This window comes from Arthrobacter pascens (assembly GCF_017052465.1).
Taxonomy (GTDB): domain Bacteria; phylum Actinomycetota; class Actinomycetes; order Actinomycetales; family Micrococcaceae; genus Arthrobacter; species Arthrobacter pascens.
In genome coordinates this window covers 206,758-222,274 of record NZ_JAFHKT010000145.1, presented here as the reverse complement: position 1 = coordinate 222,274, position 15,517 = coordinate 206,758, and the positions used below count along the sequence as shown (strand labels likewise).

The following is a 15,517-nucleotide window of genomic DNA, read 5'->3' as shown; positions in this document are numbered from 1 at the left end:
AACGCCAAAGCGCGAACTGGCAGCTAATGCCCTCAAAAGATGATTTTGGGGGCATCAGCTGCCAGTTCGCGCTTTTTCTTTGGCTTAGAAGCCGGAGGTGCCGATGAATACCTGGATGAAGGCGAAGAAGATGGTCGCGATGACGGCCACGTAGAGCAGCGCGGTGATGATCCATCCGGAGTCGCCGAGAACCCTTGCCACGCCGGCCGGTGCCGGGATGGCCCCGCGGACAACGTTGCGGACGGTGACCCAGACGAAAAGGGGAATCATGGCTGCCCACACCACCATGCAGAACGGGCACAGGATGCGGATTTCATAGAGTGCCTGGAACCAGAGCCACACGACGAAAGCGAAGCCGAGGGTCACGCCGGTCTGCAGTCCCAGCCAGTACCACCGGCTGAACCGGGCGCCGGACAGCAGCGCCATTCCGACCGTGATGATCACGGCGAAGGCCACAATGCCGATGAACATGTTGGGAAAGCCGAAAACCGAACTTTGCGGGGTCTGCATCACCTGTCCGCAGGAAATCCACGGGTTCACATCGCACACGGTGGTGTGGTTGGGATCCTTGAGGACCTCCAGCTTTTCCAGCACGAGGATGCCCGAAGCGAGCCATCCCACGATGCCGGTGATGACCAGCAGCCACCCGAACGGGCGGTCGCGGGTCATGGCTGGATGGGCAGCCTCGGCGGCTGCCGAAGGTCGCAGGGTTTCGCCGGCGTACTCGTGCTCGGAATCCGTGCCGGTGGAAGACGAAATGCTGGGCATGGGGCTGGCGTCCTTTATCTGGGGTGCTCCTGCCCAGATTGTATCGCCGTACTCTGGGTAAAAGCTTGGTGCAGTGGGACGCTCCCGGCTCACTTGACTGCCTTTGTCACGCAATGACGGCGATTTTGAACTGCTGTGTGAGAGAATGAACGTGGCTGGATCGCGAACCACATTCGGGTTCCAGTCCGGTGGCTTGTTCCCAAGACCGCCAATGAGAAGCAGCGGAGGCCCGGATAAAGGAAATCCTGCCTCCCGCATTCCATTGGACGGCACCTGGTTGTGGATTGCAGAAACAACGGGTTCCAGTAACATCCCCGCCGGCCTTTCAGGGCTGCCGCACCCCACTGCCGGTGCGAACCTGAGGGTAGCCAATTGACTTCTGTCAACGCCTGCGGGTTTTGACAATATGTGCCCCAACGGGTGCCGGATGTGGCGGCATGTCAGGGGCAGGAGTGTCGCCACATATGGATAATGACCAGTTAGACGCCGTTAATGAAGATCCGGCAGCCATCGGGGAAGCCGAAGCTCCCAAGAAGGCCACCCGCACGCGGCGCAAGGCAGCGCCCAAGGTAAAGGACGCCGAGGCCCAGGCCTCGCTGCCGGAACCGGCCCTGCAGGAGCCCGTCCTCGATGAACCAGCGTTGTCCGCTGAGTCCGTTGTGTCGGAACCGGTGGAGGCCGCGCATTCCGAAGTGACGGCGGTGGAAGCTTCCGTTGCCGAGGCCAAAGCCCCCGTGCGGCGTACGCGTTCCCGCAAGAAGGTTGCCGACGAGCCGCTGCCCGCGTTCGCCGAAGAGGCCGCCGGCGAACCGGCTGCCGCTGAACCGGCCGCCGTCGAAAGCGCCGCCGAGACCGCCGTCGAACCTGAAGCGAAGCCGGTGCGCCGCCGCCGCGTAGCCAAGCCGAAAACGGCAGAGCCGAAAACCGCAGAGCCCGCAGCGGAAGAGCCGGCACAGCCGGCGGCCCCGGAATCCGCAGCCGCGGAAGCCACTGAAACCGCAGCGCCAGTGACCACCGCTGAATCCTCTGCCGTGGAAACACGTGTCGAAGAGACGCCGGTTGAGAAGATCCAGGCGGAGACCGCCGCCGCGGAGGCCGCTGCAGCGGAAAGCGCCGAGGACGCGGCCGAGACCGAGGAGGAACCGTCCGCTCCGGCAGGCTCACTCTTCCTTGAACCGGCATCAGTCACGTCGATCATTTTCCAGGCGCCCGACCTCACCACCGTGATCCGTCCGGCTGCCGCTCCCGCCACGGAGGACACTGAGGCCGAAGGCGAGGACGAGCAGGACGACGACGGCGGACGCCGCCGACGCCGCAGCCGCGGCCGCCGCGGGCGGAACCGCGCCGACCGTGAGATCACCGACCGCGACGACACCGAGGCAGACACCGAGGTCTCTGACGTGTCCGAGGACGCCGACGAGGAAACCGCCGGCCAGGCCGACGACGGCGTGACGTCCCGCCGCCGGCGCCGCCGCCGCCGCGGCGACCAGGACCTCGAGCTCACCGGAGGGGGAGACGACGATCCCCCCAACACCGTGACCCGCGTCCGTGCCCCCCGCGCCGTCAGCGAGGCACCGGTCAACAACCGCGTCACGTCCGTCAAGGGCTCCACGCGGCTCGAAGCGAAGAAGCAGCGCCGCCGCGAATCCCGCGACACCGGCCGCCGCCGCACCGTCATCACCGAGGCCGAATTCCTTGCCCGCCGCGAATCCGTGGACCGGCAGATGATCGTGCGCCAGCGCGACGACAGAATCCAGATCGGTGTCCTCGAGGACGGCGTGCTGGCCGAGCACTTCGTGTCCAAGACGCAGCAGGACTCGCTGATCGGCAACGTCTACCTGGGCAAGGTCCAGAACGTCCTGCCGTCGATGGAAGCGGCCTTCGTTGACATCGGCCGCGGCCGCAACGCCGTGCTCTACGCCGGCGAAGTGAACTGGGAGGCCGTCAACCTCGAAGGCAAGCAGCGCCGGATCGAGAACGCCCTGAAGTCCGGCGATTCCGTTCTGGTCCAGGTCACCAAGGACCCCGTTGGCCACAAGGGTGCACGGCTCACCAGCCAGATCTCCCTGCCCGGACGCTACCTGGTGTACGTGCCCGGCGGCTCCATGACGGGCATCTCCCGCAAGCTGCCCGACGTCGAACGCAACCGTCTGAAGCGGATCCTTAAGGACCGCCTGCCGGAGGATGCAGGCGTCATCGTGCGCACGGCGGCCGAAGGCGCGTCGGAGGAAGAGCTCACCCACGACATCAACCGCCTCCGCGCGCAGTGGGAGGGCATCGACAGCCAGGCGAAGTCCACCAAGGTCCTTGCTCCGGAGCTGCTGTACGGCGAACCGGACCTGACCATCAAGGTGGTCCGCGATGTCTTCAACGAGGACTTCTCCAAGCTGATCGTCTCCGGAGATGAAGCCTGGGACACCATCGAGGCCTACGTCACCTACGTGGCCCCGGACCTCGTGGGCCGGCTCGAGAAGTGGACCAAGGACCAGGACATCTTCTCGGCCTGGCGCATCGACGAGCAGATCCACAAGGCCCTGGACCGCAAGGTCTTCCTGCCGTCCGGCGGTTCGCTCGTCATTGACCGCACCGAAGCCATGACCGTGGTGGACGTCAACACCGGAAAGTTCACCGGCAGCGGCGGCAACCTCGAAGAAACCGTCACCAAGAACAACCTGGAGGCGGCTGAGGAAGTTGTCCGCCAGCTGCGCCTGCGGGACATCGGCGGCATCATCGTGATCGACTTCATCGACATGGTGCTCGAGTCGAACCGGGACCTCGTGCTGCGCCGTATGGTGGAGTGCCTGGGCCGCGACCGGACCAAGCACCAGGTGGCCGAAGTCACCTCGCTGGGCCTCGTCCAGATGACCCGCAAGCGCATGGGCACCGGCCTGCTGGAAGTCTTCGGCGAACAGTGTGAGACATGTGCCGGCCGCGGCGTGGTTACCCACGACGAGCCCGTGGAACACCGGCGGGCCAACGTTGTTGCCGCCGAGCACCACGTTCCGCGGGCAGAGCACCAGCCTCCCGTTCGGACCGAACGCAAGAGCCGCCGGCGCGGCAAGGGCGGCCAGGTTCCGGAGACGGTGCCCGCCGCACCTGCGGCCGTCCACCATGAGCCCACGGAGGCCGAGCGCCACGCCAAGGCAGAGGCGACGCGTGCCGCACTCGCCAACATCGCGGCCGCGGCGCACGCAGCGCACCTCCATGAGGACGCCGCCCACCAGGCCGCCTCAGCCGGCGCGCAGCGTCCTGCCGCTGCCGCACCGGCGCAGTCCGGCCCGGAGAGTCCGGTGGTGCACCGCACCCCGGAGACGGAGAGCGTCTCAGGCCGTCCCGGTGCCGTGCTGACCTTCGGCGGCGAGAAAGTGGTGCTTCCTTTCGTCGAGCACGCCGGCGCGCCGGCATCCGAAACTCCTGCCCTGACGCTGGACAGGCTGGAGGAAGCCTTCGCGCACCTCGGCGCGCCGGCTGCTCCCGCTGAGCAGAAGCCGACGGCGGACCACGCACCTGCTGCTGGCGAGGCGCCTGCTGCCCAGCCGGCCCCGGAGCCTGCTGCCGCACGGGCAGGGACGCGTCCTGTCCCTGCCGTGGACAGCGACGCCGAGCGCTTCGCTGACCACTCGGCAGTGCAGACCCGCACCCGCCGGCCGCGCCGCAACCGCAGTGCCAGCCGGGCGCAGGGCGCAGCCAACGAGACGTCGGTGGAACACCACGAGACGGCGCCGGCGTCAGCAGCCGGGCACTCGCACGAAGCCAAGGCTCCGGATGCAGGCAGGACCAGTGCCCCGAAGCCTGCCAGCGAGCCGATCATTCTCGGCGTCGGCGTGCCTGCGTCCGAGCTCTGAGCTGACGGCTTTCCGTCTGGGCTGACCTGATTCAACGGGCCGGTGCCGCAATCGCGGCACCGGCCCGTTGTGCTTTTAACGCCAGAACCGGCTGTGGGGCGGCCAGGCAACGGCTGCGGGGTATCGTCAGGCCGGTCGCAAACTGCAACGCAGTGCCTAAAGCGGAGCTAGCAACTAGGCTGGGGGACTGACACGGGGTGCCGCGCACGGAGCCGGCTGAGATCCAAACCCGTTGAACCTGACCGGTTAGCACCGGCGAAGGGATGTCTTCTTTGTCTTCACTACCTGCCCTGCACCATGTCCGGCCTGCGCCTGGCGAGGCTGTTCCCGCCACCCGCGGCATTCCCCGTGTCCTGGCCATAGCCGGTTCAGATCCGTCCGGCGGGGCCGGCATCCAGGCCGACCTGAAAAGCATCGCTGCCACCGGAGGCTACGGCATGGCAGCCATCACGGCGCTGACCGCGCAGAACACCCGGGGCGTCAGCGCCGTGCACGTTCCGCCGGCCGAGTTCCTGGCGGCACAGCTGGCCGCCGTCAGCGACGACATCGCCGTGGACGCCGTGAAGATTGGCATGCTGGGCGACGCACAGGTGATCGCCGCGGTTCGGACCTGGCTGGAGAAGGTGCGCCCCGGCGTCGTCGTCCTTGATCCGGTTATGGTGGCGACGAGCGGGGACCGTCTGCTGCAGGAGTCCGCCGAGGCCGCCCTGCGGGAGCTCCTGCCGCTGGCTGACCTGATCACTCCCAACCTCGCCGAGCTTGCGATGCTGCTGGGGGAGCCGGAGGCCGCCACCTGGCCGGACGCGCTGGAGCAGGGCAAACGGCTGGCCGCCGAGACGGGGGCCACCGTCCTCGTCAAGGGCGGGCACCTGTATGGTGCCGACTGCCCGGACGCCCTCGTGAATACGGGCGGCGCCCTTTCTGCGGACGTCGTGGTGGTGGACGGCGAGCGGGTACCCACCCGCAACAGCCACGGAACCGGGTGTTCCCTGTCCTCGGCGATGGCTACCGCCCAGGCCCGGCTCGGGGACTGGGAACTGTCGCTCCGCACCGTGAAGCCCTGGCTGGAGGAGGCCCTCCGCTCCTCCGGGCAGCTCGAGGTGGGACACGGCAACGGGCCCGTCCACCACTTCCACCACCTGGTGTCCACAGGCGCTGCCCCTGAAGGCAGCTTTGCGGACGTGCTCCATGCCGAGGCGGCCGCGGATCTCGACGAGATCTACGGGCTGGGATTCATCCGCGGGCTGGCTGAAGGCACGCTTCCCGAAAACGAGTTCGCCTACTACCTTGCACAGGACGCCATCTACCTCAACGGATATTCGCGCGTCCTGGCACGGGCCAGCGCGCTCGCCCCCACCGAGGCCGAGCAGCTGTTCTGGGCCCGTTCCGCGCAGCAGTGCCTCGAGGTCGAGTCCGAGCTGCACCGCAGCTGGCTCAGCACCCGCAGCGTGCTGCCGGAGCTCGGGCCGGTCACCAAAGCCTATGTGGACCACCTGTTGGCGGCGTCGGCGTCGGGGAGCTACGCCGTGCTGGTGGCGGCGGTACTCCCGTGCTTCTGGCTCTACGCCGAGGTGGGGGAGACCCTGCATGCCGAATTCCTGGACGCCGGCGCCCCTGAAGGACACCCCTACGCGGAGTGGTTGCGGACGTACGCCGACGAGGGCTTCGCGGAGGCCACCAGACAGGCCATCGGCATCGCCGACGCAGCGGGGCGCGCGGCATCCGACGAGGAACGCAGCCGGATGCTGACGGCCTTCAGGCAGTCCTCCCGGTACGAAGTGGAATTCTTCGACGCGCCGCGACTGCACAGCTGACCGGGTCCCGGCGCAGGAGCCGGTAAGATGAACGCGCACGGTGACGGCAGGTCGGTGCAACAGCCCTGTGGTGCTTATCACGGACAACCCGCCGAAACCAGCCTCATTTGCGGCCGAAGGCAAAATTAGCGTATTCTAGATCTTCGGTGCTTACGCCAACACTTGGGTTATGACCCCGGGAACGGTCCTTTTGGAATTCCAAACGGCATTGTTCCGGGGATAGCTCACGGATTCCCCCGCGAATCCACGGCGTTGAGGCACAGCGAGAGCCGGACCAAACACCTTTGGACCCCAGGTTCCGCACGCAAATTTAGTAATAAACGTCGAGAGAAGTGAGTTCCCAAGTGGTGTACGCGATTGTCCGCGCAGGCGGCCGCCAAGAGAAGGTTTCCGTTGGAGACTTCGTTACCCTGAACCGCGTCGCCGGTGGAGCCGGCAGCACCATTGAGCTGCCCGCACTGCTCCTGGTAGACGGTGACAAGGTCACATCCGCAGCTGCGGACCTGGCCAAGGTAACTGTTACGGCTGAGATCCTTCAGGACCTTCGCGGTCCGAAGATCGTCATCCAGAAGTTCAAGAACAAGACCGGTTACAAGAAGCGCCAGGGTCACCGTCAGGAACTGACCAAGGTCAAGATCACCGGTATCAAGTAACCACTGGTTACTGTTCAGGTTTTCAGCAGATTCCCCAGAATTTAAAGGCAGGCATTCCAAATGGCACATAAAAAAGGCGCGAGCTCCACTCGCAACGGTCGTGACTCCAACGCCCAGTACCTCGGCGTCAAGCGCTTCGGCGGCCAGGTAGTTTCCGCAGGCGAGATCATCGTCCGCCAGCGTGGCACCCACTTCCACCCCGGTGCAGGCGTTGGCCGCGGTGGCGACGACACGCTGTTCGCACTGCAGGCAGGCGCCGTTGAATTCGGCACCCGCCGCGGCCGTCGGGTCGTGAACATCGTTGCCGCTGCAGCTGCAGAGTAACAACAGGATCTGAACCGGTGGAGCGGGCCATGATGGCCCGCTCCACTGTTCTTTTAACCGCATTACAATCAATTTGGACGTCCAGTACGGCCGAGTTAAGCAATAGAGGAGATTCACCGTGGCGAGCTTTGTAGACCGGGTAGTACTGCACGTATCCGGCGGTACCGGCGGCCACGGCTGCGTCTCCGTACACCGTGAGAAATTCAAGCCGCTGGGCGGCCCCGACGGCGGCAACGGCGGCAACGGCGGAGACGTCATCCTCCGCGTGGACTCACAGACCACCACGCTGCTGGACTACCACCACGCCCCTCACCGGCACGCCACCAACGGTGGACCCGGCATGGGGGACTGGCGCGGCGGCAAGAACGGCGAAACCCTCATCCTGCCCGTCCCGGACGGCACGGTCGTCAAGACGAAGGGCGGCGACGTCCTTGCGGACCTCGTCGGCGAAGGCACCGAATTCATCGCGGCCGCAGGCGGCCTGGGTGGACTGGGCAACGCTGCGCTGTCATCCCAGAAGCGCCGGGCGCCGGGCTTCGCTTTGCTCGGCATCGAGGGCGAGTCCAGCGACATCGTGCTTGAACTGAAGTCCATCGCAGACATCGCCCTGGTCGGATTCCCGTCCGCCGGCAAGTCGAGCCTGATCGCAGCGATGTCCGCCGCGCGGCCCAAGATCGCCGATTATCCGTTTACGACGCTCATCCCCAACCTCGGCGTCGTGCAGGCAGGCGAGGTGCGGTTCACCATCGCCGACGTCCCCGGGCTCATCGAAGGCGCGAGCGAAGGCAAGGGCCTGGGACACAACTTCCTGCGGCACGTCGAGCGGTGCGCCGCTTTGGTTCACGTTTTGGACTGCGGTACGCTGGAATCTGACAGAGATCCACTCTCCGACCTCGCCATCATCGAAGCTGAACTCGAGAAGTACGCCGTTGATATGAGCTATGCCGGCAACGACGGCGAGGTTGTTCCGCTGAACCACCGGCCCCGGTTGGTGGCTTTGAACAAGGTCGACCTGCCTGACGGCAAGGACATGGCCGAGTTCGTCCGCCCGGAGCTGGAGTCGAGAGGCTACCGCGTGTTTGAGGTTTCGGCCACGAGCCACGAAGGCCTCCGGCAACTCGGATTTGCCATGGCAGAGATCGTCAAGGCCGCCCGTGAATCGGTGGCCGCCACACCGCCGAAGGTACACGCGCCCGTATTGCGCCCCCGTGCAGTCAACGAGGCGGGGTTCAAGATCCGCCGCGAGGAGAAGAACCTGGAGCCGCTGTTCCGCGTTCTGGGTGAGAAGCCCGTGCGCTGGGTCAAGCAGACTGACTTCACCAACGAAGAGGCCATCGGCTACCTCGCCGACCGGCTTGCCAAGCTGGGTGTGGAAACCGAGCTGTTCAAGCAGGGTGCCAAGCCCGGCGACACTGTAGTGATCGGTGACGACGACGGCGTGGTGTTCGACTGGGAGCCGACGATGATGGCAGGCGCCGAACTGCTGGCGTCGCCGCGCGGCACCGATGTCCGCTTTGCAGACATCGGGGACCGGCCCACCCGTGGCCAGAAGCGCGACGAACAGATTGAACGCCGTGAGGCCAAGGCAGCGGCACGTGCCGAGCTGGAAGCCGAGCGCAAGGCGGGCATCTGGACCGAATCAGTCAGTGGGCGCCGTGCCGCACGGCCGCTCAAGGAGAGTGGACTGAACACCCAACATGAGGAGTGAACCCGCACACGTGTCTGATAATTCCGCAATTGTCATCGAGGAACCAAGAACCGACGACCGCAGCATGCTCGCCAGGGCCCGCCGCATTGTCGTCAAGGTCGGATCGTCGTCGCTCACGAGCATCAAGGGCGGAATCTCCGAAGAGGCGTTGATCGAACTCTCCAACGCGCTGGCCGCCAAGAGCAACGAGGGCACCGAAATCATTCTGGTTTCCTCCGGCGCCATCTCCGCTGGGCTGGCACCCCTGGGCCTCGTCAAGCGCCCCCGCGACCTCGCCACCCAACAGGCCGCAGCCAGCGTTGGGCAGGGGCTGCTCATGGCCCGCTACACCCACGCCTTCGCGGCGCACGGCGTGACCGTGAGCCAGGTGCTGCTGACCGCGGATGACCTGATGCGGCGCAGCCACCACCAGAACGCGTTCCGGGCACTGAACCGCCTGCTGAACCTGGGCGTGGTTCCGGTGGTCAACGAGAATGACACCGTCGCCACCCACAAGATCCGCTTCGGCGACAATGACCGGCTCTCGGCCCTCGTGGCCCACCTGGTCCGTGCCGATGCGCTGGTGCTGCTGTCCGACGTCGACTCCCTGTATGACGGCCCGCCCTCCAAGGGAGCCAAACGGATCCCGCAGGTGGACGGCCCCGAGGACCTGGAAGGCGTCACCATCGGCAGCCCCGGCAAGGCCGGCGTCGGCACCGGCGGCATGCAGACCAAGGTCGAGGCCGCCACGATGGCCGCCGATTCGGGTATTCCCGCCCTCGTCACCTCGACGGCCAACGCGTCCGCCGCCCTGGCCGGCGAAGACGTGGGAACCTGGTTCTCCGTCAACAGCGGCCGCAAGTCCGTGCGCATGATGTGGCTCGCCCACCTGGCGCACGTGCAGGGACGCCTGCTCCTCGACGACGGCGCCGTGACCGCCGTCCGGGACAACGGCGCCTCGCTGCTGCCGGCGGGTATTACGTCAGTTGAAGGCCACTTTGAATCGGGCGACGCCGTCGAAATGATTGCGCCGGACGGCACCGTCATTGCCCGCGGCCTGGTCAACTATTCAGCCGACGAACTGCCGCAAATGCTGGGCCGTTCCACCGTGGAACTGGGGGAGTCCCTGGGCCGCGGTTTCGACCGTGAGGTAGTTCACGTTGACGACCTGGTTCTGGTCTAACGGCCGGACTCACCTAGACTTGAATGATGACTGAGGCACTGATGAACCAAGCAGCAGAGACATCCACCGACGCTACGCAGGTCCCTTCCAGGCCGGAAAACAGCCAGCTCTCACCAGCTGAGGTCGAGGCGGCCGTGTACGAGATCGCCGACCGTTCCCGCGAGGCGGCCCGCAGCATGTCCCGCGCCAACCGCGCCCTGAAGGACAAAGGCCTCCGGGCCATCGGCAGCGCCCTCCTGGAGCGCAAGGCTGACATCCTCGCGGCGAACGCCAAGGACGTAGAGGCGGGCCGCGCCAATGGAACGTCGGCCGCCCTGCTCGACCGGCTGACCCTCAACGACGCCCGGATCGAGTCCCTTGCCGGCGCGCTGGAAAACCTCGCCGGCCTTCCCGACCCCGTCGGCAACGTTGTCCGCGGCCAGACCCTGCCGAACGGCCTGCGCCTGCGCCAGGTCAACGTTCCCATGGGCGTGGTTGCCGCCATCTATGAGGCACGCCCCAACGTCACCGTCGATATCGCAGGCCTGGCGCTCAAGAGCGGCAATGCCGTCATCCTGCGCGGCGGAACCGCGGCTGCGGCCACAAACGAGGCCCTCATCCGCGTACTTCGCGAGGCTCTCGCCGCCGTCGGCCTTCCCGCCGATGCGGTCCAGACCGTGGACCAGTACGGCCGTGAGGGGGCCAACGTGCTCTTGCGCGCCCGCGGCCGCGTTGACGTGCTGATTCCCCGCGGCGGACGTGAGCTGATCCAGACCGTGGTCAACAACTCCTCCGTACCGGTGATCGAGACCGGTGAGGGCAACGTCCACATTTTCGTTGACGAGTCAGCCAGCGAGGACATGGCCGTGGAGATCCTCCTGAACGCCAAGACCCAGCGGCCCAGCGTCTGCAACACGGTGGAAACGCTTCTGGTCCACTCCGGTTCCACGGTCCTCCCGGCGGTGGCTGCGGCGCTGAGCAAGGCGGGCGTCAGGCTGCATGCAGATGCGAGGATCCGGGCGGCGCTCCCTGCGGATGTCGAGACCGTGCCGGCCACCGATGAGGACTGGGCCACCGAATACATGGACCTGGACCTGGCCGTGGCCATGGTGGACAGCCTCGATGATGCCGTGAAGCACATCCGCACGTGGACGTCGGGGCACACCGAGGCCATTCTCACCAATGACCTGGCGAACGCCGAGCGCTTCATCGCGGAGATCGACTCTGCCGCAGTGATCGTCAACGCGTCAACGCGCTTCACCGACGGCGGCGAGCTGGGCCTGGGGGCCGAAGTCGGCATCTCCACGCAGAAGCTTCACGCCCGCGGCCCGATGGGCCTCACGGAACTCACGACCACGAAGTGGATCGTGCAGGGTGAAGGCCAGGTCCGCGGCTAGCGTCGCCATTACCGCGGCTAGCAACGCGGTAACATAGTACAGAACTCCGGGACGGCGGGACATGCCGCCGTCGTCATCCTTTCAGCCTTAGGGGAGAAAATGCTGCTCCAGCAGGTCGCCTTGTCCGCCGCCCAACACGAAGAACGGGCCCCGCTGTGGGCGGAACCGTGGGTCTTTGGCGTTGCGATCTTTGCCATCCTTTTGGTCATGATGTTCGTTACGCTGTCCTACACGAACCTGGGCAACCGCCACTCCCCGGTTGACGAGCATGCAGATCCGCACCGCCAGCACCCCAACAAGCACGACCACGGCCAGGGCCACTAACATTTCTGCCGCACTGCACCACGGCGGCCGGCAAGGCCGGCTGAGGCTGGGCGTGATGGGTGGGACGTTTGACCCCATCCATCACGGCCACCTCGTAGCGGCAAGCGAAGTGGCCGCCAAGTTTGGACTGGACGAAGTCGTGTTCGTCCCGACCGGCCAGCCGTGGCAGAAGTCGAGCAAGAAAGTCAGTGAGCCGGAGCACCGCTATCTGATGACCGTGATTGCCACGGCATCGAATCCGCGGTTCACGGTCAGCAGGGTTGATGTGGACCGTCCCGGTCCCACCTACACCATCGACACCCTCCGCGATCTGCGGCGCCAGCGGCCCGACGCTGATCTGTTCTTCATTACCGGCGCGGACGCCCTGGCGCAGATTCTGTCGTGGAAAGACATTGACGAGCTCTGGTCGTTGGCCCACTTTGTCGGAGTCACACGCCCCGGGCACGAACTGGACGGCATGGGCCGCAAGGATGTCAGCCTCCTGACGGTGCCGGCCATGGCGATTTCCTCGACGGACTGCCGGGCACGAGTGGCGGCCCACAATCCTGTCTGGTACCTCGTGCCGGACGGGGTGGTCCAGTACATCGCCAAATACGGACTATATGCCGCACCGCCGGCTGAACAAACCAGCTCTGCGCTTACCGAGACAGACGATCCCGCCAGCACTGAATGAGTTTTAAATGAGTCAGGAACAGCCTCCCATCCGCAGCCGCCGTGAACTACGGAAGGCCCGGGATGAAGCCCAGGGTAAGATCCGGGACGCCAGCACCGCCGGTGCCGGTGAGGTAGCCCCTGCGACAAAACAGCCTGCGACAAAACAGCCTGCGACAAAAAAACCTGCCGCGAGCCAGCCAGCCACGAATCAGGCTGACCCGGCCCGGGCTGCCGCCAAACAGCCCGGCCCCCAGATGCCGGCGGACCGCCGGAAGACGGACACTGCCCGGGGCGCGGAGGCAACGCGTCCGACCTCAGCGACCGGACGTGTCCGCCGTGTGGCGCCGGGCCCCGTTGATTCCGTTCCGGCCGGGTCGGCGGCCGAGCGCTCATCGCAGATCAGGGCCAGAGACCGGGCCGCGCTGCGCACCATCAAGGAACTTGCGGAAAAGGAGGGGCAGCTGTCAGCCGGCGGGCCTCCCACGCGGCGCCAGCTCAGGCTGATGCAGCTGGAACAGGCCGTCACCTCGGCCATTCCGGTGGTCCCGCCCGCCTCCGTCGAAAGCCCGGCGCAGACGCCGGCCGAGCCGCAGGCGCCGGCCCAAACGCCCGCCCCGGCCCAGCCGCAGGCGCCGGCCCAAACGCCCGCCCCGGCCCGGCCACAGGCGGCCCCGAAGTCAGCCTCCCCGGAGCCGCCGACCGGCGCTCCCCAGGAGCTGCCCGAGGGCATGACCGTTGAGCAGGCCCTTGAAGCGCGCGCCCTCCTCGCCGAACAGGCCAAGAACCAGATCGCCAAGATGGAGCACATCGCGGCGACGGATCCCGAAGCCGTGGATCCTGAGATCCTGGCCCAGCAGATCGCCCTGGCTGAACGCGCCGCCGTGCTCAACAAGCGGGCCCTCGCCAAGCAGAAACTGGCTGAACAGAACACCCCGGCGCAGCCCCAGAACGGTCCGTCAACCGCCAGCAACCTGGCCATGGTGACGCCGCTGGAGTTCGTCCAGGTGCCTGGCGTGGACCGCCCCGTCATGAAGCGCCCGGCCACATCGTATGTTCCGGTGGTGACCAATCCCGGACCACGCATACCGGCTCGGGGTTCCCGCCCTTCCAAGTCCCCAGGCGGCAATTCGCCGTCGACTGGACGTGCACGGGTGATTGCCCGTGCTGAAGCCGCCGCCAAGGCGGCCGCCGCGCCGGTCACTCCTCCCCAGGTGAACGCCGGCCGGGATGCGGAACCGGCTGAGGAGTTCGCAGGGCTGCCGCCGGTATCGGCGAAGTCCGCCTATGGCCTTGAGCCCTTGGATGCCGCCACGGCAGGCCTCGGCAGGGCCAACCGGCTCCGCGTTCTCCAGCTGGGCGTGCTGGCCCTCGGAGTCCTCGCCCTCATTGCCGGCGTCATCATGATTATCAGCGGCCTCTCACGCTGACTTCCACAATCAACACCAGGTTTTACACCACTACAAGGAGTCCCGTGACTGCATCTGATTCATCCATCGCCACAGCCCGACACGCAGCGAGGGCTGCGGCGGACAAGATTGCCCAGGACATCGTGGCCCTCGACGTCAGCGAACGGCTTGCCTTGGCCGACGTCTTCCTGATCGCGTCCGCCCCCAGCGAACGCCAGGTCAACGCCATCGTTGACGGGATCGAAGAGGAACTCATCAAGCAGGACCTCCGTCCGGTCCGTCGCGAGGGACGGTCCGCGGGTCGCTGGGTGCTGCTGGATTACTCGGACGTAGTGATCCACGTCCAGCATGAGGAAGACCGCGTCTTCTACGCCCTCGAGCGGCTCTGGAAGGACTGCCCTGTGGTGGATTTGCAGCTGGGTGACGACACCTCGGCCAAGGCTGCCGCAGGCTCGGATTCCGAGTAGCAGGTGCCGGACAGCGCCGAATATGCCCGATTTGGAATTTTCGGAAACGCTGTTCTAAGATATTTGAGTTGCTTCGGAGCGGTCCGGACAGTAGGACGGGCCAGCAGGCGAAAGCCGAAGGCGCCGAAGCGGCGAAGATTGGGGCTGTGGCGCAGCTGGTAGCGCACCTGCATGGCATGCAGGGGGTCAGGGGTTCGAGTCCCCTCAGCTCCACCAACACCGCTGGAACCAAAGCAGATGCTTTGGTTCCAGCGGTTTTTTGTTGCTTCCCCGGCTTGGAGCGTGCGCGCACGGCTGGCGTGCCGGCTACTCCGGACTTTCGGGGCGATGGCTGGGCAGGTAGCCCTGGCGGGTGGCCTCACGCACGAGCAGCCGGATGTTTGCGAACAGCACCGCCTTCACCGCAACCGGGTCCGGCCTGTGTCCGCGCTTCAGCGCATGCTCAAGTTTCTGGCAGTACTCTTCCAGCCGCAGGCCCCCGGCCATGGCCGACGTAACTTTCAGGCTCACCAGCGGCTCCACTGCTGATTTGGGGTCTTCGCTGGCCAGTCCACGCAGGATGGAGGCCGCGCGAATCGGCAGCAGCTGCAGGTATTCCTCGATAAACGCCTGGGCCGCTGTCGGTCCAGCCTCGTCTGCCAAGGACCGCAGCACGCCGCTGTCCAGCGGGGGTAGGTCCTGATCATCAGCCACCGCAGTCCTCCTGGGTCTGTTTGGTGCCGCGACGCTGCTGTGCGGCTCCTTGAATGCTCGCGCATGGACCTCAAGGCCGTGGAAGAGTTCCCGCATGTTCGGATCAAGACTGTATTTTCCGAGGCAGGTGAACCCCGGCCCGAGCGTCATGCCGGCAGCAGCATTTCTCGATTTCTCTTCCGGAGGATTGTGCATTACGCTATTCAGGTTGCTTCCGGGAAACACGAAGACCGGCAGCAGCGATAGTTCGGGGCTGTGGCGCAGCTGGTAGCGCACCTGCATGGCATGCAGGGGGTCAGGGGTTCGAGTCCCCTCAGCTCCAC

General features: G+C 66.1%; 13 protein-coding genes, 2 tRNA genes and 1 riboswitch. Of the genes, 13 read left to right on the top strand and 2 right to left on the bottom strand.

Annotated features, from left to right (window positions below; genetic code table 11):
* Positions 1–84: 84 nt before the first annotated feature.
* A complete protein-coding gene (locus tag JYA52_RS15435) occupies positions 85–768 on the bottom strand; it encodes a vitamin K epoxide reductase family protein (protein ID WP_205654036.1) in 684 nt (227 codons plus the stop codon).
* Positions 769–1,232: 464 nt separating this feature from the next.
* Between JYA52_RS15435 and JYA52_RS15430 the strand changes: the two genes are divergently transcribed.
* From JYA52_RS15430 to JYA52_RS15375, 12 genes are all read left to right on the top strand, one after another.
* On the top strand, positions 1,233–4,613 hold the full coding sequence (locus JYA52_RS15430) for an Rne/Rng family ribonuclease (protein WP_205654035.1): 3,381 nt from the start codon (positions 1,233–1,235) through the stop codon (positions 4,611–4,613).
* Between the two features lie 183 nt (positions 4,614–4,796).
* Positions 4,797–4,894, top strand: a riboswitch (TPP riboswitch).
* Positions 4,877–6,427, top strand: a complete 1,551-nt coding sequence (thiD, locus tag JYA52_RS15425) for a bifunctional hydroxymethylpyrimidine kinase/phosphomethylpyrimidine kinase (protein ID WP_372433870.1) — start codon at positions 4,877–4,879, stop codon at positions 6,425–6,427. Its footprint overlaps the riboswitch before it by 18 nt.
* Before the next feature lie 344 nt (positions 6,428–6,771).
* A complete protein-coding gene (rplU, locus tag JYA52_RS15420; RefSeq protein ID WP_003803420.1) occupies positions 6,772–7,080 on the top strand; it encodes a 50S ribosomal protein L21 in 309 nt (102 codons plus the stop codon).
* Positions 7,081–7,140: 60 nt separating this feature from the next.
* The gene (gene rpmA, locus JYA52_RS15415; RefSeq protein ID WP_003803426.1) at positions 7,141–7,404 is read left to right on the top strand and encodes a 50S ribosomal protein L27; all 264 of its coding nucleotides are present in this window, start codon (positions 7,141–7,143) and stop codon (positions 7,402–7,404) included.
* A 118-nt stretch (positions 7,405–7,522) separates the two neighbouring features.
* The gene (gene obgE / locus JYA52_RS15410; RefSeq protein WP_205654034.1) at positions 7,523–9,112 is read left to right on the top strand and encodes a GTPase ObgE; all 1,590 of its coding nucleotides are present in this window, start codon (positions 7,523–7,525) and stop codon (positions 9,110–9,112) included.
* Positions 9,113–9,176: 64 nt separating this feature from the next.
* Positions 9,177–10,274 carry a glutamate 5-kinase gene (gene proB, locus JYA52_RS15405; RefSeq protein ID WP_205654108.1) on the top strand — a complete coding sequence of 366 codons (1,098 nt, stop codon included), beginning with the start codon at positions 9,177–9,179 and terminating at the stop codon, positions 10,272–10,274.
* Positions 10,275–10,300: 26 nt separating this feature from the next.
* Positions 10,301–11,650, top strand: a complete 1,350-nt coding sequence (locus JYA52_RS15400) for a glutamate-5-semialdehyde dehydrogenase (protein ID WP_205654033.1) — start codon at positions 10,301–10,303, stop codon at positions 11,648–11,650.
* A 99-nt stretch (positions 11,651–11,749) separates the two neighbouring features.
* Positions 11,750–11,974, top strand: coding sequence for a hypothetical protein (locus tag JYA52_RS15395; protein ID WP_205654032.1), 225 nt, complete (start codon positions 11,750–11,752; stop codon positions 11,972–11,974).
* Positions 11,919–12,647, top strand: a complete 729-nt coding sequence (gene nadD, locus JYA52_RS15390) for a nicotinate-nucleotide adenylyltransferase (RefSeq protein ID WP_372433869.1) — start codon at positions 11,919–11,921, stop codon at positions 12,645–12,647. Before JYA52_RS15395 ends, nadD begins: the two co-directional genes overlap by 56 nt.
* Positions 12,648–12,654: 7 nt before the next feature.
* Positions 12,655–14,055 (top strand): hypothetical protein, encoded by a 1,401-nt coding sequence (locus tag JYA52_RS15385; RefSeq protein ID WP_205654030.1) that lies wholly within the window; start codon positions 12,655–12,657, stop codon positions 14,053–14,055.
* Positions 14,056–14,099: 44 nt separating this feature from the next.
* Positions 14,100–14,501, top strand: a complete 402-nt coding sequence (rsfS, locus tag JYA52_RS15380) for a ribosome silencing factor (protein WP_205654029.1) — start codon at positions 14,100–14,102, stop codon at positions 14,499–14,501.
* Positions 14,502–14,641: 140 nt separating this feature from the next.
* Positions 14,642–14,717: transfer RNA gene (locus JYA52_RS15375), tRNA-Ala, on the top strand.
* 90 nt (positions 14,718–14,807) lie between these two features.
* Here the strand turns inward: JYA52_RS15375 and JYA52_RS15370 are convergent.
* Positions 14,808–15,476, bottom strand: coding sequence for an Hpt domain-containing protein (locus JYA52_RS15370; RefSeq protein ID WP_205654028.1), 669 nt, complete (start codon positions 15,474–15,476; stop codon positions 14,808–14,810).
* Here JYA52_RS15370 and JYA52_RS15365 point away from each other — a divergent pair.
* A tRNA-Ala gene (locus JYA52_RS15365) sits at positions 15,444–15,516 on the top strand. The two genes, JYA52_RS15370 and JYA52_RS15365, sit on opposite strands and share 33 nt — an antisense overlap.
* The last annotated feature ends 1 nt before the right edge of the window (position 15,517 follow it).